Consider the following 21,427-nt stretch of genomic DNA (forward strand, 5'->3'; position numbering starts at 1 on the left):
CCAAGCGGGACGCAGAGCGTCCCCGGCTGCATTCCCACGCGGAGCGTGGGAACGATCCTTCTCTCAGGGTCAAACCCAGCCGCTGCTCTGCATGGCCTTGTATACCGCAACAATCGCCAGAATCATGAACGCCGAAGCCGCGAGGCGGCGGATCAGGGTCAGCGGCAGTTTCTCTGCGGCAAAGTTACCCGCCAGTACCACCGGCACGTTGGCAATCAGCATGCCCACGGTGGTGCCGATAATCACCAGCCAAAGTTCCGGATATTGCGCGGCGAGCATCACCGTGGCGATCTGCGTCTTGTCGCCGATTTCCGCGAGGAAGAACGCGATCAGCGTGGTCAGGAACGGCCCGAACTTGCGCGCCGTGCTGGCTTCGTCGTCATCCATTTTGTCCGGGACCAGGGTCCACAGTGCCGTGGCGGCGAAGCTGGCGGCGAGGATCCAGTGCAGGACGGCGTCGGAGAAGAAACTGCCGACCCAGGCACCTACCGCACCGGCTGCTGCGTGGTTGGCCAAAGTCGCGGCGACAATCCCGGCGATGATCGGCCAGGGTTTGCGAAAGCGAGCGGCGAGAATCAGCGCGAGCAGTTGCGTCTTGTCGCCGATTTCGGCCAAGGCAACGATTGCGGTGGGAACGAGTAACGAGTCCAGCATCAGGGATTTCCTAAGGGGCGGGTCGACACGGCTATGACACGTACAGCCTTCCCGCCCCGGGTAAGGTGTGCGTGTCATAGGTCTTGTCAAACCCTGCGATCCGTCTGGTGCGGACGCTTGGGTCGCATACGCCATGATCTGAGGATCAAGTATGTTGACGTATGCCGGACGAGCATGGCGCTCGTGGGAGACTACTCCCCTAGGACGGAGCGGATTCTGCCTAGGCAAATCCGATTGGGCAAGAACAAATTTTCAGCCGCGCTTGGCCCGGTAGATCCGGAAACCATTGCCTTCAGCCTTGATTGCACACACGCCCAGGTGCTCCTCGATCAACGGCTGATACTTGAGGAAGCTGTTCGCCACAAGGCGCAGTTCGCCACCGTTTTTCAGATGTTTCGCCGCTTTTCGTAGCAGATTCTCCGTAGCGAAATAATCGGTGTGCACGCCGACATGGAACGGCGGATTGCTCAGAATCGCGCTCAAACCCATCGGCGCGGCATCGATGCCATCGCCGGTCAGCACTTCGGCTTCCAGGCCATTGGCAGCCAGGGTCAGACGGCTGCTGGCGGCGGCGAACGCGTCGACATCCAGCAACGTCACCTGATTGTGCGGATAGCGACGTTTCACCGCAGCCCCGAGCACGCCGGCGCCGCAACCGAAGTCGAGCAGATGGCCGCTCGGCAGTTTGTCCAGATGCTCCAGCAGCAGGGCGCTGCCGCGATCCAGTCGACCGTGGCTGAACACGCCCGGCAGGCTGATGACTTTCAACGACCCTTCGGCCAGCGGCAGTTCGTAGGTCTGTGCCAGGCTTTCCAGCGGTTTCGCTTCAGGCGCATTGGCCACGGTGACTTGCCAGAGCTGGCAGTGGCGGGCGCTGTCGAGTTTGCGCGGCTTGCCGAACGGGTTGAGCTGCTTGGATGCGCCTTCGATGCCGCTGCGTTTTTCCCCGACCAGAAACACCTCACGCCCGGCCAGACGCGACGCCACGGCGTTGAGGATGTAATCGGTCAGGTCCTTGGACTTGGGCAGGAACACCACAGCGCTGTCGAACTCGCGCTCCGGGACATTCACGCCGAACTGGCCGCGGCCCTCGAAACGCGCGTCCAGTGCGGCTTGGTCGCCAGCGTGCCAGCACCAGCCGAACGCATTCGGCAGACGCCCGAGCAGATCGTCGGCGGGCAGGCCGGCCAACAGCAGCGAACCCTGGAATAACTCGGCCTGACGAAGCAGTACTTCACTGCGCGGATCCATAACTGCTCCTTGAAAAAAAGTGCCGCAGTTTATCAACTGACGACCCGCAGCGCCTCACCGCTGAAGAACGCCTGGGCGTTTTCGCTCAGTTGGCCGACGATACGCTGGCGCGCCTCGCGACTGCCCCAAGCGTTATGCGGGGTGACGATCAGGCGCGGGATATCGGCGGCGAGCAGCGGATTGCCCTGGGTCGGTGGCTCGACACTCAACACATCGGTCGCCGCACCGCCGAGGTGGCCGCTACGCAAAGCGTCGGCCAGCGCTTGCTCGTCGATCAAGCCGCCACGAGCGGTATTGACCACAAATGCGCCGGGCTTCATCGCGGCCAGTTCGCCGGCGCCGATGAAGTTCCGGGTGTGCTCGTTGAGCGGGCAGTGCAGGGTCAGGGCGTCGATCTGCGGCAGCAGTTCTTCCAGTGGCAGGCGATCCGGCCGGGCCGGGCGCCCCGGAATCTGCCCGAGCAACACACGCATGCCGAACGCTTCGGCCAGTCGCGCCACGGCGCCACCGAGTTCGCCATGGCCGAGCAGGCCGAGGGTTTTGCCTTGCAGTTCGACGATCGGGTAGTCGAGCAGACAGAACTGTTTCGCCTGTTGCCAGCGGCCTTCGCCCACAGCCTTTTGATAGTCAGCCAGGCGCGTGGCGAGGTTGAGCAACAGCATGATCGTGTGTTGCGCCACCGACGGCGTGCCGTAAGCCTGGCAATTGCACACGGTGATGCCGTGAGCGCGGGCGGCAGTGAGGTCGACGTTGTTGGTGCCGGTGGCGCTGATCAGGATCAGTTTCAGTTGCGGGTTGGCAGCCATCGCGGCCGCGTCGATCACGACTTTGTTGGTGATCGCCACACTGGCGCCGTGCAGGCGTTCGCTGACCTGTTCCGGCAGAGTCTGGGCGAACAGCTGCAAGTCGCTGAAACACTCGCGCAACGGACCGAGGTCCAGATCGCCGAGGTCCAGCGAAGGGTGATCAAGGAATACCGCGCGGCGCGTGTTCGTCATCAACTGTACCTTTTGTGCTGTGAGCGGAGGGCGTACTCTGCCGAGCCTACCAGATGAAACAATTGGTTACTCGACACCGAGATGCCTTTAACACCTGTGGGAGCGAGCCTGCTCGCGAAAGCTCTGGCCCATTCAACATCTCTGTTGGCTGACCCACCGCTTTCGCGAGCAGGCTCGCTCCCACAGGGAAGGCATTCGGCAATGAGCCCAGTGTGAACATTCGAATCCTGAGGAGTCCCCATGTACTGGACCGAGTTCTTGACCGTTGCCCTGATCCATCTGCTCGCCGTGGCCAGCCCCGGACCGGACTTTGCCGTGGTCGTGCGCGAGAGCGTGACCCACGGGCGCCGCGCCGGCACCTGGACCGCGCTGGGCGTGGGCTCGGCGATTTTCCTGCATGTCGGCTATTCGTTGCTCGGCATCGGTCTGATCGTGTCGCAGTCGATCGTGCTGTTCAACGCGCTGAAGTGGGCGGCGGCGGCTTACCTGCTGTACATCGGCTTCAAGGCCTTGCGCGCACAACCGGCGAAAACCGTCACCGATGACTTGCACCGGGAAACCGGCGTACGCACCGCGCGGGGCGCGTTTACCTCGGGCTTCGTCACCAACGGCCTGAACCCGAAAGCCACGCTGTTTTTCCTCTCGCTGTTCACCGTGGTGATCAACCCGCACACACCGCTGGCGGTGCAGGCCGGTTACGGCGTTTACCTGGCGGTGGCGACGGCGATCTGGTTCTGCCTGGTGGCGATGCTGTTCAGCCAGCAACGCGTGCGCGCCGGCTTCGCCCGCATGGGCCACTGGTTCGACCGCACCATGGGCGCGGTGCTGATTGCTCTCGGCGTGAAAATCGCGTTCACCGAGATGCACTGACCGGGCCGCGTTGTTCTCTTGTAGGAGCTGACGAGTGCAACGAGGCTGCGATCTTTTGATCTTGTCTTTTCATACGCAAAACCAAAAGATCGCAGCCTTCGGCAGCTCCTACAGGCGCCATATCCAATTTCCCGATACCTGGGGTGCTGGCGCAAAGCTAGCATTTGTACGGCTCTGCAAATCATTCCTTTGGCTGATTTGACTGTCATGCAGGCGCACTAGAGTACGAATCTCTCCGCCAACACCGTGCAGTCAGAAAAGGGATTCTTATGTTGCAGACTCGGGTCATTCCGCCGGCCGATGGGGCCTACCAGTATCCATTGCTGATCAAACGGCTGCTGATGTCCGGCGCCCGTTACGAGAAAACCCGCGAAATCATCTACCGCGACCAGTTGCGCTACAGCTATCCAACCCTGATCGAGCGGGTTGCGAGGCTGGCCAACGTGCTCACGGCTGCTGGCGTGAAGGCCGGTGACACCGTTGCGGTGATGGACTGGGACAGCCACCGTTATCTGGAATGCATGTTCGCCATTCCGATGATCGGCGCGGTGATCCACACCATCAATGTGCGTCTGTCGCCGGAGCAGATCCTCTACACCATGAACCACGCCGAGGACCGCTTCGTGCTGGTCAACAGCGAGTTCGTCGGGCTGTATCAGGCGATTGCGCCGCAACTGACCACGGTCGAGAAAACCCTGCTGCTGAGCGATCTGCCGGAGAAAACCGCAGAGCTGCCCAACCTCGTCGGCGAATATGAGCAACTGCTGGCCGCTGCGAGTGCGCAGTATGATTTTCAGGATTTCGACGAAAATTCGGTGGCCACCACGTTCTACACCACCGGCACCACGGGCAATCCGAAAGGCGTGTATTTCACCCACCGGCAACTGGTGCTGCACACCATCGGCGTGGCGACGATCATGGGTTCGATCGACAGCGTACGGCTGCTCGGTACCAACGATGTGTACATGCCGATCACGCCGATGTTCCACGTCCACGCCTGGGGTTTGCCGTACGTGGCGACCATGCTCGGGCTCAAGCAGGTCTACCCGGGGCGTTACGATCCGGAGTATCTGGTGGAGTTGTGGCGCAAGGAGAAGGTCACCTTTTCCCATTGCGTGCCGACCATCCTGCAGATGCTGCTCAACGCCAAAGCCGCGCAAGGTGCGGATTTTGGCGGCTGGAAAATCGTCATCGGCGGCAGCGCGCTCAATCGCAGCCTTTATGAAAACGCCAAGGCCCGTGGCATTCAGCTGACGGCCGCGTACGGCATGTCGGAAACCGGGCCGCTGGTGTCCTGCGCGCACCTCAACGACGAATTGATGGCCGGCAGCGAAGACGAGCGCACTACTTACCGGATCAAGGCCGGCGTGCCGGGGCCGTTGGTCGATGCGGCGATTGTCGACGGTGAGGGCAACTTTCTTCCGGCCGACGGTGAAACCCAGGGCGAACTGGTGCTGCGCGCGCCGTGGCTGACCGAAGGTTATTTCAACGAACCGCAGAAGGGCGCCGAGCTCTGGGCCGGTGGCTGGTTGCACACCGGTGACGTCGCCACGCTCGACAGTATGGGCGTGATCGATATTCGTGACCGCATCAAGGACGTGATCAAGACCGGCGGCGAGTGGATCTCCTCCCTCGACCTCGAAGACCTTATCAGTCGGCATGCGGCGGTACGCGAAGTAGCAGTGGTGGGCATCGCCGATCCGCAGTGGGGCGAGCGTCCGTTTGCCTTGCTGGTGGTCCGCGAAGGGCAGGTGATCGGTGCACGGGAACTGAAGGAACACCTCAAGCCGTTCGTCGAGCTGGGGCACCTGAGCAAGTGGGCGATTCCCAGTCAGATCGCCCTTGTTACCGAAATTCCCAAGACCAGCGTCGGCAAGCTCGACAAGAAGCGCATCCGCCTCGACATCACCGAATGGCAGGCCAACAACAGCACCTTTCTTTCGACACTTTAAGTGCCTGCTGGCGCGCCGAAACCGGCGCGCCAGACCCACCAAGCAAGCGCTTGGCTTGTGAAATCGAAAAAATCAGCCATCCTTGCCGTGCCGACGTGTGTCGGACTGGCGAAAGGACTGTTCCAGAGTGGTTGGCGGCTGCAAATCACACTTTAGAGGGATCAAGCACTACCACCCGCTGGCTATAGTCCGCTCAAGGACTTTTTGAAAACGGAGCACACGCACTGATCGGGGCGAGCAACTCTGGAACGATTTCGGGCAGCCCTGGCTCCCGGTCCTCCACAGCGTTTTTAAAAGTACTCACTGCCATAACAATAATGCACATGGAGTAGCGTCGATGACCTCAGCAAACCAGTTCTGGCGCCGGGCGAAACTGCCTCTGGCGGTCAGTCTTGCCTCCTCGCTCGCCGGGCCTGCATTCGGCGTCAGTTTCAACGTCGGTGAAATCGAAGGCCAGTTCGACTCGTCCCTGTCGATCGGTGCCAGTTGGTCTACTCAGAGCCCGAACAAGAACCTCATCGGCGTCAACAACGGCGGCCATGGCCTGTCGCAGACTTCCGATGACGGTCACGCCAACTTCAAGAGCGGCGAAACCTTCTCGAAGATCTTCAAGGGCATCCATGACCTTGAACTGAAATACGGCGACACCGGCGTGTTCGTCCGTGGCAAGTACTGGTACGACTTCGAACTGAAGGACGAGAGCCGCGAATTCAAGGACATCAGCGACAGCAACCGCAAAGAGGGCGCCAAGTCCTCCGGCGGGCAAATCCTCGACGCCTTCGTCTACCACAACTACGCGATTGCCGATCAGCCGGGTTCCGTGCGTCTGGGCAAGCAGGTAGTGAGCTGGGGTGAAAGTACCTTCATCGGCGGCGGCATCAACTCGATCAACCCGATCGACGTCTCCGCGTTCCGTCGTCCGGGCGCCGAGATCAAGGAAGGCCTGATTCCGGTCAACATGTTCTATGTGTCGCAGAGCCTCACCGATAACCTCTCGGCCGAAGCGTTCTACCAACTGGAATGGGACCAGACTGTCGTCGATAACTGCGGCACCTTCTTCTCCCAGCCGGACATCGTTGCCGACGGTTGCGACAGCAATCTGCGCGTACTGAACAAGCGTTCGCAGATTCCGGCCGTTGCTTTGGGGCCATTGGCCAACGCTGGCGTTGATGTGAACCAGGAAGGCGTGCTGGTACGCCGTGGGCCGGACCGTGACGCGCGCGACAGCGGTCAGTGGGGCGCGTCCCTCAAATACATGTTCGAGCCACTCGACACCGAGTTCGGCGCCTACTTCATGAACTACCACAGCCGTGCGCCGATCTTCAGTGCCACCGGTGCGCCGCAGTCGGTGTACAACACCGCCGCCGCGCTGCCGGGGCCGTTCGCCGCGCTCGCACCGCTGCTGGTTGCGGGCAACTCGAACTACTTCATCGAATACCCGGAAGACATTCGTCTCTACGGTCTGAGCTTCTCCACCACCCTGCCTACCGGTACGGCGTGGAGTGGTGAAATCAGCTACCGTCCGAACGCACCGGTACAACTGAACTCCACCGACATTCTGTTTGCCGGAGTACGCCCATTGGGCGGCGCGCTGACCAACGCTTCGTTGCTCACGGGCGTACCAGGCCAGGATCTGCACGGTTACGAGCGCAAGGAAATCACCCAGATCCAGACGACCTTCACGCACTTCTTCGATCAGGTCATGGGCGCCAGCCGTCTGACCCTCGTCGGTGAAGTCGGCGCGACCTACGTTGGCGGCCTGGAAAGTCGTTCCGACATGCGTTATGGCCGCGATCCGGTTTACGGTCCGGGCGAACTGCCAGCCACCGGCACCACCAACACCTGCGCCAACATCCTCAACGCCAGCACCATCAACGGTGCCGGACCAGGTTCGCCACAGAACAACCGCAGCCGCAATTGCGATAACGACGGTTTCACCACCTCGATGTCCTGGGGCTACCGTGGTCGCGCAATCTGGGAATACAACGACGTGTTTGCCGGTGTGAACCTGAAGCCGAACGTGGCCTGGTCCCACGACGTCAGCGGTTACTCACCAGGCCCTGGCGGCAACTTCGAGGAAGGTCGCAAAGCGGTCAGCCTGGGCGTCGATGCCGAGTACCAGAACACCTACACCGCGAGCCTGGCTTACACCAATTTCTTCGACGGCAAGTACACCACCGTGGATGACCGCGACTTCGTGGCGCTCAGCTTCGGCGTGAACTTCTAAGCACTGCATTTCAGGACGAACGAATTTATGAAAATAACAAAGAGTCTGTTCCACGCCGGTGTTCTGGGCCTGTCGCTGCTGGCGACCAGTGTCATGGCGGCGGTGCCTGCTGCCGAAGCGGATAAACTGGGCAAGAGCCTGACGCCGATGGGCGCGGAAATGGCCGGTAATGCCGACGGTTCGATCCCGGCCTGGAAACCACTGCCGAAGAATGCCGGCAGCGTCGACAGCAAAGGCTTCCTGTCCAACCCTTACGCCAGTGAGCAGCCGCTGTTCACCATCACCGCCAAGGACGTAGACAAGTACAAGGACAAGCTTGCCCCGGGCCAGTACGCGATGTTCAAGCGCTACCCGGAAACCTTCAAGATGCCGGTCTATCCGTCCCATCGCGGTGCCACCGTGCCGGATGATGTATTCGCCGCGATCAAGAAGAACGCCACCAGCACCAACCTGGTGTCCGGCGGCAACGGTCTGGAAAACTTCGATACCGCCGTGCCGTTCCCGATCCCGAAAACCGGTGTGGAAGTGATCTGGAACCACATCACCCGCTATCGCGGCGGCAGCGTGACCCGTCTGGTGACCCAGGCCACGCCGCAACCGAACGGCTCGTACAGCCTGGTGTACTTCCAGGATCAGTTCGTGTTCCGCGACAAGATGAAGGACTACGATCCGGCGAACCCGGGCAACATCCTGTTCTACTTCAAGCAGAAAGTGACCGCGCCGGCGCGTCTGGCCGGTGGCGTACTGCTGGTGCACGAGACGCTCGATCAGGTCAAGGAGCCGCGTTCGGCGTGGGTCTACAACGCCGGTCAGCGTCGTGTGCGCCGTGCACCGCAAGTGTCGTATGACGGCCCGGGTACTGCCGCCGACGGCCTGCGTACTTCCGACAACCTCGATATGTACAACGGTGCGCCGGATCGTTACGACTGGAAGCTCGAAGGCAAGAAAGAGATGTACATCGCCTCCGACAGCTACAAGCTCGACGATCCGAAACTGAAGTACTCGGACATCATCAAGGCCGGTCACATCAACCAGGACCTGGCTCGCTACGAGCTGCGCCGCGTCTGGCACGTGGTCGCGACCCTGAAGGAAGGCCAGCGCCATATCTACGCCAAGCGTGACTTCTATATCGACGAGGACACTTGGCAGGCAGCTGTCATCGACCACTATGACGGTCGCGGCCAACTGTGGCGTGTAGCCGAGGCGCATGCCGAGAACTACTACGACAAGCAAGTGCCGTGGTACGCCCTCGAAACCCTCTACGACCTGCAGTCCGGCCGTTATCTGGCACTGGGCATGAAGAACGAAGAGAAGCAGGCGTATGACTTCGGCTTCACCGCCACCACCAGCGACTTCACCCCGGCCGCTCTGCGTCAGGATGGTGTTCGCTAAACCAGCGTAAACCCGAGGCCGCATCCTCGTGAAAACGCCCCGACCGGTTCGGGGCGTTTTTTTGCGTGCGGTTTCACGCCGCACCGCTCATGTAGGAGCTGCCGAAGGCTGCGATCTTTTGATCCTGTTTTTGATTCTGGAAAAAGCAAAGTCAAGAGATCGCAGCCTTCGGCAGCTCCTACACGGATTCATCGTGGTCGCGATTGGTCGGTGATGCCGGATTTTGGCGGCGCTGTGTAGGCTTTTTGTAGCCATTTGTAGCAGTGACCTTCATTACCTCTTCGTTTAAGGCTAGGCTGCGGACATCTGCAACGCCGCCAATCGCCTTCGAACAAGAGCCGGCCATGACTGATCTGTCCCCACTTCCGGGTCCCGCAAGCATCACCGTCGCAGCACTGGACGGGCGTTTTTTTCGCCCACCGCTGCCCGACGGCTATGTCTTGCGGCCGCGCCTTTGCCAGCGTCTGCAGGCAGGGCTCGGAGGTCGGTTGCTGCTGGTCAGCGCCCCGGCCGGGTTCGGCAAGAGTTCGCTGGCGGTGGAGTTCTGTCAGAGCCTGCCGGCGCACTGGCAAAGTCTCTGGCTGGGCTTGAGCCCACGAGACAGTGATCCCGGACGTTTTCTCGAGCGCTTGCTCGAAGGTCTGCAGGACTATTTTCCTGCGTTGGGCGCTGGTGCCCTCGGTCTGTTGAAAATGCGTCAGCGCCATCAGCCGTTTGCTTTCGAAGAATGGCTCGACGGTCTGCTCGATGAGCTGGCGCTGCACCTCGATCCTGCTGCACCGCTGCTTCTGGTGCTCGACGACTACCACCTCGCCCAGGGGCCGGTGCTGGATCGTTGCCTGCAATTTTTCCTCAATCATCTGCCCGATGGCTTGCTGGTGATGGTCACCAGCCGTCAGCGCCCGGACTGGCATCTGGCGCGTCTGCGCCTGTCGCGGCAGTTGCTCGAGCTGCACGAACAGGACTTGCGCCTGACCCACGACGAAGCCCTGACCTTGCTCGATCGCCACAGCAGCTCACTGCGCGGCGAAGCACTGGAAAGCCTGATCCAGCGCAGCGAAGGCTGGGTCGCCGGCCTGCGCTTCTGGCTGCTGGCGGTGGCCGAGGCGGGCAACGATGCCGCGCTGCCGCAAGCACTGAACGGCGGCGAAGGGCTGATCCGCGATTATCTGCTCGAAGAAGTCATCGATTGCTTGCCGGCCGAAGTGCAATCGTTTCTCTACGAAACCGCTCCGCAGGAACGCTTTTGCAGCGAGCTCTGCGACGCCGTCCGCGAAGCCCATGACAGCGCCGAGATCCTGCGCTTTCTCCTCGCTCACCAAGTGTTTCTGGTGCCGCTGGACGAGCACGGTCACTGGTACCGCTATCACCATTTGTTCTCCGACTTGTTGCGCAGCCGGCCAATCGCCCAGGCGATGGTGCCCAACGCCACCCTGCATTTGCGCGCCTGCCGCTGGTTCAATGCGCAGGGCTTGCTCGATGAAGCGGTGGAGCAGGCCTTGCGTGCCGGGCATCTCGATGTCGCGGCGAACCTGGTACAGAACCTCTCCGAAGAACAGCTGCTCGCCGAGCAGAACGTCGGCATGCTGCTGCGCTGGAAAATGGACTTGCCCGACAGCCTGCTGATCAGCACGCCTCGGCTGATCGTGCTCTACAGCTGGGCACTGGGGCTGGCCTGTCAGCTCGATGCCGCCGAAGAGCTGGCCAGCCATTTGAGCCGGTTTCTACCAGCACCTTCAGCCACTGCGCAGAAATCCATGCTGGCGCAATGGCTGGCGCTGAGCGGGATCATCGCTCGCGGACGCGGCCATCGCGAACTGACACTGCGTTATTGCAGCGAAGCGCTGGAGAGCCTGCCGGCCAAGCGTTACGGCCAGCGCCTGATGTGTCTGTCGACCCTATCCAATCTGGCGATCGCCGACGGTGATCTATGGCGCGCCCGTGGCCTGAACCGCGAATCCCTCGAGCTGGCACAGCGGGTCGGCAATCCATTATTCGAAGCACTGGCGCATTACGACAGGGCGCGGGTTCTGCAGTCGCGCGGTGAGATTCTGCGCGCGCTGGATGAAGTGCATCAGGGCCTGGAACGCCTTCGTGGTTTGTCGCCGCAACGCCTGTACGCCGTGCGCGCGCGGCTGACGCTTTACGAAGGCTTCCTGCTGGCGATGCGTTTGCAGCCGCAGGCCGCACGCGTGCGTCTGCTGGCCGGCATTGGTGAAGCGCGGACCTGTCGCGACATCAGCGTGCTGATCGGTCACTGCGTGATCGCTCGCCTGGACGGTGCCTGCGGCGAGTTCGCCAAAGCCTTCGCCGAACTCGCCGAAGCCGAACGCCTGATGCATATCTGGGACGTACCGCCGATCTACTACCTGGCGATGATCACCCTGGTCAAATGCGAACTGTGGCTGGCCCAGGGCCGCATCGATCTCGCCGAGGCGTGGCTTGCACGATTGGGCCAGACCTACACCGGCGAAAACGCTGCGGCACCGCCGGAGTTTCATCCACAGCTGCCGCTGCATGTGGAACTGCAACAGGCGCTGCTCGATGTGATTCAGGGGCAGCCGATGCTCGCCGAAGGAAGGTTGAACGTGTTGCATGAGAATGGTCAGCGGACCGGGCGGCAGTTGCTCAGTGTGATGGCGTTGACGCAGAAGGTGGCGCTGTTGCTGGTGAGTGGGCGTGAGCCGGAGGCCAGAAAAACACTGAGCCAGGCGTTGGAAGCCGCGGCTGGTGGCGTATTGCAGCCGTTCGAGGGGTTGATGAAAGGACACGCCGATTGGTTGCGTGGGCAGTTGCAGACTTCACCGACATTGCCTGGGCAACGGTTGCTGGAACATTTTACGCCTGCCGCAACGCGCCCGGTTGCCGAGTCTGGCGCAACTGAACAACTCAGCATTCGGGAGTTGGCGGTGTTAAGCCTGATAGCCCAAGGTTGTTCGAATCAGGAAATCAGCGACCAGTTGTTCATTTCCCTGCATACGGTGAAAACTCATGCCAGCCATATCAATAGCAAGTTGGGAGTTGAACGGCGTACCCAAGCGGTAGCGCGGGCCAAGGCGTTGGGCTTACTGAGTTAGGCGCAAAATGCGCAGGCATAAAAAAACGCCCCAAACCAGTGGGGCGTTTTTCTTTCCGGGCGATGAAACAGGCCAGGAGTCTCTGCTATGGCCTTCAGGCCACCAGATCGTTGGCACTGAATGTATTGACACCTACCAACTGGATTTCGAAATCCGCGCCAGCGTTACCACTGACGTTGCCTGACAGCACGTGGTCCACGAAACGCAGTTGGCCTGCACCGCTGAAATCACCGGCACCGATGAACGTAAAGCCGTTGAAGCCGGCAATCGTCAGATTGGCATCGAACGCTGTCAAGTCGATTTTATCGCCTTGCAAGGCATTGAAGTCGTTGATGACATCACGATTAGTACCCACGCCCATGTCACTGACAAGGCTGAACTTGAAGATGTCGGCACCGGTACCACCGATGAGGGTGTCGACGCCGGCTCCACCGTCCAGAATGTTGTTGCCGGCGTTGCCGGTGAGGGTATTGTTCAGCGTGTTGCCGGTCAGACTCAGCCCAGCGTTGCCCAAAAGCACGCCATCTTCAACGTTGGCCGAGAGGGTATAGCTGACGTTAGAACGGATCAGGTCATGACCTTCATCGGCCGCTTCGATCACGGTATCGCCTACGCCGTTGATGTAGTAGGTGTCATCACCGGCCCCGCCAATCAGGGTGTCGGTACCGCCCAGGCCATCGAGGACGTTGTTGCCGGCGTTGCCGGTCAGGGTATTGCTCAAGGCATTGCCGCCGAAGTTGATGTTGGCGGTGCCCAGCAGCACGCCGTCCTCGACATTGGCCGAGAGGGTGTAGCTGACGGAGGAGCGGATCACGTCGCGGCCTTCGCCGGCTGCTTCGATCACGGTGTCGCTGCGGGTGTCGACAATATAGACATCATCGCCTGCACCACCGATCAGGGTGTCGATGCCGGCGCCACCGTCCAGGGTGTTATTGCCGGCGTTCCCGCTCAACGTGTTGTTTTGCGCGTTACCGGTCAGGCTGATGCCGGCAGTGCCCAGCAGTACGCCGTCTTCGACGTTGGCCGAGAGGGTGTAGCTGACGTTGGAGCGGATCACGTCGCGGCCTTCACCGGCTGCTTCGATGACGATGTCGTTCTGGCCATTGATGTAGTAAATGTCGTCGCCGGCCCCGCCGATCAGGGTGTCGGTGCCACCCAGGCCGTCGAGGACGTTGTTGCCGGCGTTGCCGGTCAGGGTGTTGCTCAAGGCATTGCCGCCGAAGTTGAGGTTGGCGGTGCCCAGCAGCACACCGTCTTCGACGTTGGCCGAGAGGGTGTAGCTGACGTTAGAACGGATCACGTCATGGCCTTCATCGGCCGCTTCGATCACGGTGTCGTCCCGACCGTTGATGTAGTAGGTGTCATCACCGGCCCCGCCAATCAGGGTGTCGGTACCGCCCAGGCCATCGAGGACGTTGTTGCCGGCGTTGCCGGTCAGGGTATTGCTCAAGGCATTGCCGCCGAAGTTGATGTTGGCGGTGCCCAGCAGCACGCCGTCTTCGACATTGGCCGAGAGGGTGTAGCTGACGGAGGAGCGAATCACGTCGCGGCCTTCGCCGGCTGCTTCGATCACGGTGTCGCTGCGGGTGTCGACAATATAGACATCATCGCCTGCACCACCGATCAGGGTGTCGATGCCAGCGCCACCGTCCAGGGTGTTATTGCCGGCGTTCCCGCTCAACGTGTTGTTTTGCGCGTTACCGGTCAGGCTGATGCCGGCAGTGCCCAGCAGTACGCCGTCTTCGACGTTGGCCGAGAGGGTGTAGCTGACGTTGGAGCGGATCACGTCGCGGCCTTCACCGGCTGCTTCGATGACGATGTCGTTCAGGCCATTGATGTAGTAAATGTCGTCGCCGGCCCCGCCGATCAGGGTGTCGGTGCCACCCAGGCCGTCGAGGACGTTGTTGCCGGCGTTGCCGGTCAGGGTGTTGCTCAAGGCATTGCCGCCGAAGTTGATGTTGGCGGTGCCCAGCAGCACACCGTCTTCGACGTTGGCCGAGAGTGTGTAGCTGACGTTAGAACGGATCACGTCATGACCTTCATCGGCCGCTTCGATCACGGTGTCGTCCCGACCGTTGATGTAGTAGGTGTCATCACCGGCCCCGCCAATCAGGGTGTCGGTACCGCCCAGGCCATCGAGGACGTTGTTGCCGGCGTTGCCGGTCAGGGTATTGCTCAAGGCATTGCCGCCGAAGTTGATGTTGGCGGTGCCCAGCAGCACGCCGTCCTCGACATTGGCCGAGAGGGTGTAGCTGACGGAGGAGCGAATCACGTCGCGGCCTTCGCCGGCTGCTTCGATCACGGTGTCGCTGCGGGTGTCGACAATATAGACATCATCGCCTGCACCACCGATCAGGGTGTCGATGCCAGCGCCACCGTCCAGGGTGTTATTGCCGGCGTTCCCGCTCAACGTGTTGTTTTGCGCGTTACCGGTCAGGCTGATGCCGGCAGTGCCCAGCAGTACGCCGTCTTCGACGTTGGCCGAGAGGGTGTAGCTGACGTTGGAGCGGATCACGTCGCGGCCTTCACCGGCCGCTTCGATGACGGTATCGTCCTGGCCATTGATGTAGTAAATGTCGTCGCCGGCCCCGCCGATCAGGGTGTCGGTGCCACCCAGGCCGTCGAGGACGTTGTTGCCGGCGTTGCCGGTCAGGGTGTTGCTCAAGGCATTGCCGCCGAAGTTGAGGTTGGCGGTGCCCAGCAGCACGCCGTCTTCGACGTTGGCCGAGAGGGTGTAGCTGACGCTGGAACGGATCACGTCATGGCCTTCACCGGCCAGTTCGATCACGGTGTCGCTGCGGCTGTCGACGACATAGGCATCATCACCTGTACCACCTATGAGAGTGTCATTTCCGGCACCGCCATCAAGAATGTCGTTGCCTGCGTTTCCGGAGAGAGTGTTGTCGGCAGCGTTGCCAGTCAAGGCGTTGTCCAGGGCGTTGCCGGTCAGACTCAGCCCAGCGTTGCCCAAAAGCACGCCATCTTCAACGTTGGCCGAGAGGGTATAGCTGACGTTAGAACGGATCAGGTCATGACCTTCATCGGCCGCTTCGATCACGGTATCGCCTACGCCGTTGATGTAATAGGTGTCGTCACCGGCCCCGCCAATCAGGGTGTCGGTACCGCCCAGGCCATCGAGGACGTTGTTGCCGGCATTGCCAGTCAGGGTGTTGCTCAAGGCGTTGCCGCCGAAGTTGATGTTGGCGGTGCCCAGCAGCACGCCGTCCTCGACATTGGCCGAGAGGGTGTAGCTGACGGAGGAGCGGATCACGTCGCGGCCTTCGCCGGCTGCTTCGATCACGGTGTCGCTGCGGGTGTCGACAATATAGACATCATCGCCTGCACCACCGATCAGGGTGTCGATGCCGGCGCCACCGTCCAGGGTGTTATTGCCGGCGTTCCCGCTCAACGTGTTGTTTTGCGCGTTACCGGTCAGGCTGATGCCGGCAGTGCCCAGCAGTACGCCGTCTTCGACGTTGGCCGAGAGGGTGTAGCTGACGTTGGAGCGGATCACGTCGCGGCCTTCACCGGCCGCTTCGATGACGGTATCGTCCTGGCCATTGATGTAGTAAATGTCGTCGCCGGCCCCGCCGATCAGGGTGTCGGTGCCACCCAGACCGTCGAGGACGTTGTTGCCGGCGTTGCCGGTCAGGGTGTTGCTCAAGGCATTGCCGCCGAAGTTGAGGTTGGCGGTGCCCAGCAGCACGCCGTCTTCGACGTTGGCCGAGAGTGTGTAGCTGACGCTGGAGCGGATCACGTCATGGCCTTCACCGGCCAGTTCGATCACGGTGTCACCGCGGCTGTCGACGACATAGACATCATCGCCTGCGCCGCCAGTAAGTGTGTCGATGCCAGCCCCGCCGTCGAGGATGTTGTTGCCATCATTACCGGTCAGGGTGTTGTTGAGCGCGTTGCCGGTACCGTTCAGGTTGGCGCTGCCCAAGAGGGTAAGGTTCTCCAGGTTGGCGCTCATCGCCCAACTGACTGTTGACTGGACAGTATCGATTCCGCTGTTGGCGGAGTCGGTTTCGATGACTACGTCTTGGGCATTGTCGACAAGGTACAGGTCATTGCCGTCACCGCCGATCAGCGTGTCCGCCCCGGCGCCACCGTCCAGGGTGTTATTGCCTGCGTTGCCGGTCAGGGTATTGTTCTGCGCGTTACCGGTCAGGCTCAGGCCGGCGGTGCCCAGCAGTACGCCGTCTTCGACGTTGGCCGAGAGGGTGTAGCTGACGTTGGCGCGGATCACGTCGCGGCCTTCACCGGCCGCTTCGATGACGGTATCGTCCTGGCCATTGATGTAGTAAATGTCGTCGCCGGCCCCGCCGATCAGGGTGTCGGTGCCACCCAGACCGTCGAGGACGTTGTTGCCGGCGTTGCCGGTCAGGGTGTTGCTCAAGGCGTTGCCGCCGAAGTTGAGGTTGGCGGTGCCCAGCAGCACACCGTCTTCGACGTTGGCCGAGAGGGTGTAACTGACGCTGGAGCGGATCACGTCATGGCCTTCACCGGCCAGCTCGATCACGGTGTCGCTGCGGCTGTCGACGACATAGACATCATCGCCTGCGCCGCCACTGAGTGTGTCGATGCCAGCCCCGCCGTCGAGGATGTTGTTGCCGGCATTACCGGTCAGGGTATTGTTCTGCGCGTTACCGGTACCGTTCAGGTTGGCGCTGCCCAAGAGGGTAAGGTTCTCCAGATTGGCGCTCATCGCCCAACTGACGGTCGACTGGACAGTATCGATTCCGCTGTTGGCGGAGTTGGCTTCGATGACTACGTCTTGGGCATTGTCGACAAGGTACAGGTCATTGCCGTCACCGCCGATCAGCGTGTCCGCCCCGGCGCCACCGTCCAGGGTGTTATTGCCTGCGTTGCCGGTCAGGGTATTGTTCTGCGCGTTACCGGTCAGGCTCAGGCCGGAGGTGCCCAGCAGCACACCGTCTTCGATGTTGTCCGCAAGGGTGTAGCTGACGAATGTACGGACCGCATCGCGACCTTCACCGGCAGATTCGATGATGGTGTCAGTCAGGCTGTCGATGATGTATGTATCATCGCCGGCGCCGCCGATGAGTGTGTCGGTCCCGGCACCCCCGTCTAGCGTGTCGTTGCCGGCACCGCCGTTGAGCGTGTTGTTGCCGGTGTTGCCCGTCAGTATGTTATTGAGGGCGTTGCCGGTGCCGTTCAGGTCATCCTCACCGCGCAAAACAAGATTTTCCAGGTTATTGCCCAGCGTCCAGTCCAGCGAGGCAAAGACCGTATCAATCTCGTTGACCGAGGTGCCGTTTTCCACAATGACGTCGCCGGCATTGTCTACATAATAGGTGTCATTCCCGGCGCCACCAGCCATGGTGTCCGCACCGGTCATGCCATCGAGGATATTGTTGCCTGTGTTGCCGGTCAGAGTGTTGTCAAGGGCGTTACCACCAAAATTGATGTTGGCATCGCCCAGCAGAACGCCGTCTTCGATGTTGGCTGACAGGGTATAGCTGACCGATGAACGGATTACGTCACGGCCTTCATCGGCCGCTTCGATGACGGTGTCGGCGCGGCTGTCGACGATGTAGATGTCATCGCCGGTGCCACCGATCAGCGTGTCGCTACCTGCGCCTCCATCGAGCGTGTCAGAGCCGGCTCCTCCGGTTAATACGTTATTCAGTGCGTTCCCCGTCAGAACATCGTCGAACGCCGAGCCGATGGCGTTTTCGATCTTGGCCCCGTACGCAATTGCTAGCCCGTCATTGATCGCGGTGTTGCTGTTCAGGTCCGTGAAGGCCTTGCCGATCTGGCTATAGCTGCCTTCATTCAAGTTGATATTGACGGCCGCCAACTGATTGCTGCCATCAATAGTGTCGTTACCACCTGCGTCCCAGATGGTTTCGAAGATTGACTGATTGGCATCCCACTTATAAACAGTGTCACCGGTCTGCCAGAGCATGTTGGCGCCATACAAACTCTGAATCGCAATAATATCCAGCACCATCGGTGTGGTTGGCTGGTAGGAATAGTTGTTGTTGTAGCTCATTACTGTGAAATGAACATCGTCCAGTAATGGACTCAGCAGGGTCTTGTTGGTGGGGCTGGTATCGAAGGGATGCTTGAGTCCTAGTGCATGACCGATTTCATGAATGAACGTCATGTAATCGTATGTGCCCTTCACCGGATTCGGATTGTTGGTTGCCGGGCCGATCCATACGTCGCCGGAAGAAGGGAGATTGTCAGGAAAGTAAGCCCAGGCCGCGGTTTGGAGATCCATCTCATCGAAACCTCCAAAACGTAAGTCGCCCACGTTGGTAGAGGTATCGCTGGTCAGCGTGAAGTTGAAAGGTGCGACTGCACTCCATGCAACCAGGGTACTGACGACTGCAGTTTTCTGCGCTTCGGTCAGTTCATACAGCCCGTTGTACTCGCGGTCCGGGCTATAGAAAGGGGCAAACTTCGAAGTCCCCGGTGCCATGAAACTAAAGCTGAGATCGGTCGAACCCCCGAACGGCCAGTTGGACCCAAGCCAGTAATTTCCGGAAATCAGGCTGTCAACAGTAGCGTTTCCGGTCAGCGAAGCAGGTAATGCGAAGGTAAATGTCTTGGGCGTCGGCATGGGATTTCCTGAGTACTATGCGGCCCTTCCTGAATGCGACCGCTACAAAAAATGCGATTTTGCACCAGAAGCAATACATTTGACATCATTGAGCCATCATTTTCTGATTGATGGCGTCAAATAACTGACCGGGCGATCTGTATCGGCACGTACAGTAGAATCCTGAAACCAACCACTGCGCCGTTCGTCCAGGATTTTTCCATGTCAGTTCCCACCCAGTACTCATCCGCGAAACATTCGCCGTCGGCCCGCTCCAGTGCAACTGCACCATCATCGGCGACCCCCTCAGCAAAAAAGCCATCGTCGTCGATCCCGGAGGCAACCCTGACCTGATCATGGCGCGCCTCGACGCCCATGGTCTGAAAGTCGTTAGCATCATCCACACCCACGCCCATCTCGATCACTTCCTGGCTTCCGGCCAAATGAAGGAGAAGACCGGCGCCACTTTGCATCTGCACAAGGAAGACCAGTTCCTCTGGGACAATCTGGAGATGCAATGCCAGATGTTCGGCGTGCCTTACACCCCGGTGCCATCGCCGGATCGCTGGTTGAGTGATGATGAAGAACTGGCTTGCGGCTGTGGTGTGGCATTACACACGCCAGGACATACACCCGGTTCCATGAGCTTTTGGTTTTCCGAGGCTAAGCTGTTGATAGCCGGCGACACGCTGTTTCGTCGCGGGGTAGGGCGCACGGATTTGTGGGGTGGCGATCAGGCGACCATCGTGCGTTCGATCAAGCAGCGGCTGTATACGCTGGACGAGGACGCAACGGTTGTCACCGGGCACGGTCCGGATACGCGTCTGGGTGATGAGATGCGCGAGAACCCGTTTGTGCGTGCCTGAATTTTTTGTCACGGGTGTGCGGCGGAATTTTTGCGCATTGTCATGATCCAACGCCCGCGCACGTCCATTGATTGATCAGTGGCCGCTGCACCACAGAATGCAAAAAACCAGGAGCTCTCCATGTTCACCACGCGTCGTTTGATTATTGTCGCTACTGCCGTGGCCGTGCTGTCCGGCTGCGCCTCGCCTAATCCGTATGACAATCAGGGTCAGGCCGACGGTGGCTCGCAAGGCATGAGCAAAACCGCCAAATACGGTGGCCTCGGTGCACTGGCCGGCGCACTCGCCGGTGCCGCCATCGGTCACGACAACCGTGGCAAGGGCGCCTTGATCGGCGCTGCTGTCGTCGGTGCTTCCGCAGCAGGCTACGGCTACTACGCCGACCAGCAGGAAAAGAAACTGCGCGCGAGCATGGCCAACACTGGCGTTGAAGTGCAGCGGCAGGGCGATCAGATCAAGCTGATCATGCCGGGCAACATCACCTTCGCCACCGATTCGGCGAACATTGCCCCGAGTTTCTACCAGCCGCTGAACAACCTGGCCAACTCGTTGAAAGAGTTCAGCCAGAACCAGATCGAAATCGTCGGCTACACCGACAGCACCGGCAGCCGCCAGCACAACATGGACCTGTCCCAGCGTCGTGCGCAGAGCGTGGCGACCTACCTGACCTCGCAAGGCGTCAGCGGTGCCAACCTGTCGGCCCGTGGCGCCGGCCCGGATAATCCGATTGCCAGTAACGGTGACGTCAACGGCCGCGCGCAGAATCGCCGGGTTGAAGTCAACCTGAAGGCGATTCCGGGCCAGCAGTATGGTGGTCAGCAGCAACAGCCGGGTACGGTGCAGCAGTATCCATAAGCGATTGCCTGGATGAAGAAATGCCCGGTCTTGTGATCGGGCATTTTTTTGTGTCGCCTGTAGCGGCCCTTTCGCGAGCAGGCTCGCTCCCACATTTGAAATGCATTCCCCTTGTGGGAGCGAGCCTGCTCGCGAAAAGGCCGGCGAGGGCAGCGAAGATTGCAGATACAAAAAAGCCCCCGGACAACAGCATTGTCCGGGGGCTTTTTGTTGGGCGCGAAACCCGATTACTTCTTCAGACCATAATGCTCATCGAGCATGCCCGGCGAGTTTGGCGATTTCGGTGCGTAATCACGCGGCGGCTCTTGATCGCGCGGTGGCGTCAGGCGTTCGCGCGGTGCCTGCGCGGCATCCGCATGCAGGGCGGCGATCAGGCGCTGGCGGGTCTGTTCGTCGAGGGCCAGACGATTGGCGCCCTCGGCAAGATGATCCTGCACTTCCTGATAGCTCTGAGTGAGCTTCTTGACCAGCATCGCGGTGCTGTTGAAGTGAGTGACCACTTCGTTTTGATAACTGTCGAAACGCTCCTGGATATCATCCAGTTGACGCTGCGTACGGCTCGGTGCGGCGTTCGGCGCAACGCGCGCGATCAGGAATCCAATGGCGACACCCACAACCAGGGCAAGAGTCGGTAACAACCAAACTAAGAGCGAGTGTTCCACGAGTCCTTCCTCTATAAACGGCTTTGCTTTACGTTAACGGCTCGAACCTGCG

General features: G+C 60.5%; 12 protein-coding genes and 1 riboswitch. Of the genes, 7 read left to right on the forward strand and 5 right to left on the reverse strand.

Features of this window, described 5'->3' with window-relative positions; all coding sequences use genetic code 11:
* Window positions 1-69: 69 nt before the first annotated feature.
* The 3 genes from KVG85_RS24535 to KVG85_RS24545 form a co-directional block, all read right to left on the reverse strand.
* The gene (locus KVG85_RS24535) at window positions 70-654 is read right to left on the reverse strand and encodes a TMEM165/GDT1 family protein (protein ID WP_041479980.1); all 585 of its coding nucleotides are present in this window, start codon (window positions 652-654) and stop codon (window positions 70-72) included.
* Window positions 655-742: 88 nt separating this feature from the next.
* A riboswitch (yybP-ykoY riboswitch) is annotated at window positions 743-867 on the reverse strand.
* 39 nt (window positions 868-906) lie between these two features.
* Window positions 907-1,905, reverse strand: coding sequence for a methyltransferase (locus KVG85_RS24540; protein ID WP_217865257.1), 999 nt, complete (start codon window positions 1,903-1,905; stop codon window positions 907-909).
* A 32-nt stretch (window positions 1,906-1,937) separates the two neighbouring features.
* The gene (locus tag KVG85_RS24545; RefSeq protein WP_217865258.1) at window positions 1,938-2,903 is read right to left on the reverse strand and encodes a 2-hydroxyacid dehydrogenase; all 966 of its coding nucleotides are present in this window, start codon (window positions 2,901-2,903) and stop codon (window positions 1,938-1,940) included.
* 240 nt (window positions 2,904-3,143) lie between these two features.
* On the opposite strand from KVG85_RS24545, the gene KVG85_RS24550 reads away from it, so the two are divergent.
* The 5 genes from KVG85_RS24550 to KVG85_RS24570 all read left to right on the forward strand — a co-directional run bounded on the left by KVG85_RS24550 (window position 3,144) and on the right by KVG85_RS24570 (window position 12,421).
* Window positions 3,144-3,773: a LysE family translocator gene (locus KVG85_RS24550; protein WP_016773245.1), complete on the forward strand. Its 630-nt coding sequence runs from the start codon at window positions 3,144-3,146 to the stop codon at window positions 3,771-3,773.
* 269 nt (window positions 3,774-4,042) lie between these two features.
* A complete protein-coding gene (locus KVG85_RS24555; protein ID WP_217865259.1) occupies window positions 4,043-5,725 on the forward strand; it encodes a fatty acid--CoA ligase in 1,683 nt (560 codons plus the stop codon).
* Between the two features lie 337 nt (window positions 5,726-6,062).
* Entirely contained in the window at window positions 6,063-7,952 is a 1,890-nt protein-coding gene (locus KVG85_RS24560) for a DUF1302 domain-containing protein (protein ID WP_217865260.1), read from the forward strand.
* A 27-nt stretch (window positions 7,953-7,979) separates the two neighbouring features.
* Window positions 7,980-9,344, forward strand: a complete 1,365-nt coding sequence (locus tag KVG85_RS24565; protein ID WP_024014265.1) for a DUF1329 domain-containing protein — start codon at window positions 7,980-7,982, stop codon at window positions 9,342-9,344.
* A gap of 344 nt (window positions 9,345-9,688) precedes the next feature.
* Entirely contained in the window at window positions 9,689-12,421 is a 2,733-nt protein-coding gene (locus tag KVG85_RS24570; RefSeq protein ID WP_217865261.1) for a winged helix-turn-helix domain-containing protein, read from the forward strand.
* Window positions 12,422-12,515: 94 nt separating this feature from the next.
* Here KVG85_RS24570 and KVG85_RS24575 read toward each other — a convergent pair whose 3' ends face one another.
* Window positions 12,516-18,671, reverse strand: coding sequence for a M10 family metallopeptidase C-terminal domain-containing protein (locus KVG85_RS24575; RefSeq protein WP_217865262.1), 6,156 nt, complete (start codon window positions 18,669-18,671; stop codon window positions 12,516-12,518).
* 566 nt (window positions 18,672-19,237) lie between these two features.
* Here KVG85_RS24575 and KVG85_RS24580 point away from each other — a divergent pair.
* Together KVG85_RS24580 and KVG85_RS24585 are read left to right on the forward strand one after the other, a co-directional pair.
* On the forward strand, window positions 19,238-19,858 hold the full coding sequence (locus KVG85_RS24580; RefSeq protein WP_217865370.1) for an MBL fold metallo-hydrolase: 621 nt from the start codon (window positions 19,238-19,240) through the stop codon (window positions 19,856-19,858).
* 120 nt (window positions 19,859-19,978) lie between these two features.
* Window positions 19,979-20,713 carry a YiaD family glycine zipper/OmpA-like lipoprotein gene (locus KVG85_RS24585; RefSeq protein ID WP_076564082.1) on the forward strand — a complete coding sequence of 245 codons (735 nt, stop codon included), beginning with the start codon at window positions 19,979-19,981 and terminating at the stop codon, window positions 20,711-20,713.
* A gap of 227 nt (window positions 20,714-20,940) precedes the next feature.
* Here the strand turns inward: KVG85_RS24585 and KVG85_RS24590 are convergent, their stop codons facing one another.
* A complete protein-coding gene (locus KVG85_RS24590) occupies window positions 20,941-21,375 on the reverse strand; it encodes a Z-ring associated ZapG family protein (RefSeq protein WP_016773251.1) in 435 nt (144 codons plus the stop codon).
* Window positions 21,376-21,427: the final 52 nt, after the last annotated feature.

The organism is Pseudomonas triticicola, from assembly GCF_019145375.1.
Taxonomy (GTDB): domain Bacteria; phylum Pseudomonadota; class Gammaproteobacteria; order Pseudomonadales; family Pseudomonadaceae; genus Aquipseudomonas; species Aquipseudomonas triticicola.

What these genes read in the sequence shown, in the direction of transcription:
- KVG85_RS24545 (WP_217865258.1), bottom strand. Translation starts at nt 2,903, where the DNA reads ATGACGAACACGCGCCGCGCGGTATTCCTTGATCACCCTTCGCTGGAC.
- KVG85_RS24560 (WP_217865260.1), top strand. Translation starts at nt 6,063, where the DNA reads ATGACCTCAGCAAACCAGTTCTGGCGCCGGGCGAAACTGCCTCTGGCG.
- KVG85_RS24570 (WP_217865261.1), top strand. Translation starts at nt 9,689, where the DNA reads ATGACTGATCTGTCCCCACTTCCGGGTCCCGCAAGCATCACCGTCGCA.
- KVG85_RS24575 (WP_217865262.1), bottom strand. Translation starts at nt 18,671, where the DNA reads ATGGATCTCCAAACCGCGGCCTGGGCTTACTTTCCTGACAATCTCCCT.
- KVG85_RS24555 (WP_217865259.1), top strand. Translation starts at nt 4,043, where the DNA reads ATGTTGCAGACTCGGGTCATTCCGCCGGCCGATGGGGCCTACCAGTAT.
- KVG85_RS24585 (WP_076564082.1), top strand. Translation starts at nt 19,979, where the DNA reads ATGTTCACCACGCGTCGTTTGATTATTGTCGCTACTGCCGTGGCCGTG.
- KVG85_RS24540 (WP_217865257.1), bottom strand. Translation starts at nt 1,905, where the DNA reads ATGGATCCGCGCAGTGAAGTACTGCTTCGTCAGGCCGAGTTATTCCAG.
- KVG85_RS24550 (WP_016773245.1), top strand. Translation starts at nt 3,144, where the DNA reads ATGTACTGGACCGAGTTCTTGACCGTTGCCCTGATCCATCTGCTCGCC.
- KVG85_RS24565 (WP_024014265.1), top strand. Translation starts at nt 7,980, where the DNA reads ATGAAAATAACAAAGAGTCTGTTCCACGCCGGTGTTCTGGGCCTGTCG.
- KVG85_RS24535 (WP_041479980.1), bottom strand. Translation starts at nt 654, where the DNA reads ATGCTGGACTCGTTACTCGTTCCCACCGCAATCGTTGCCTTGGCCGAA.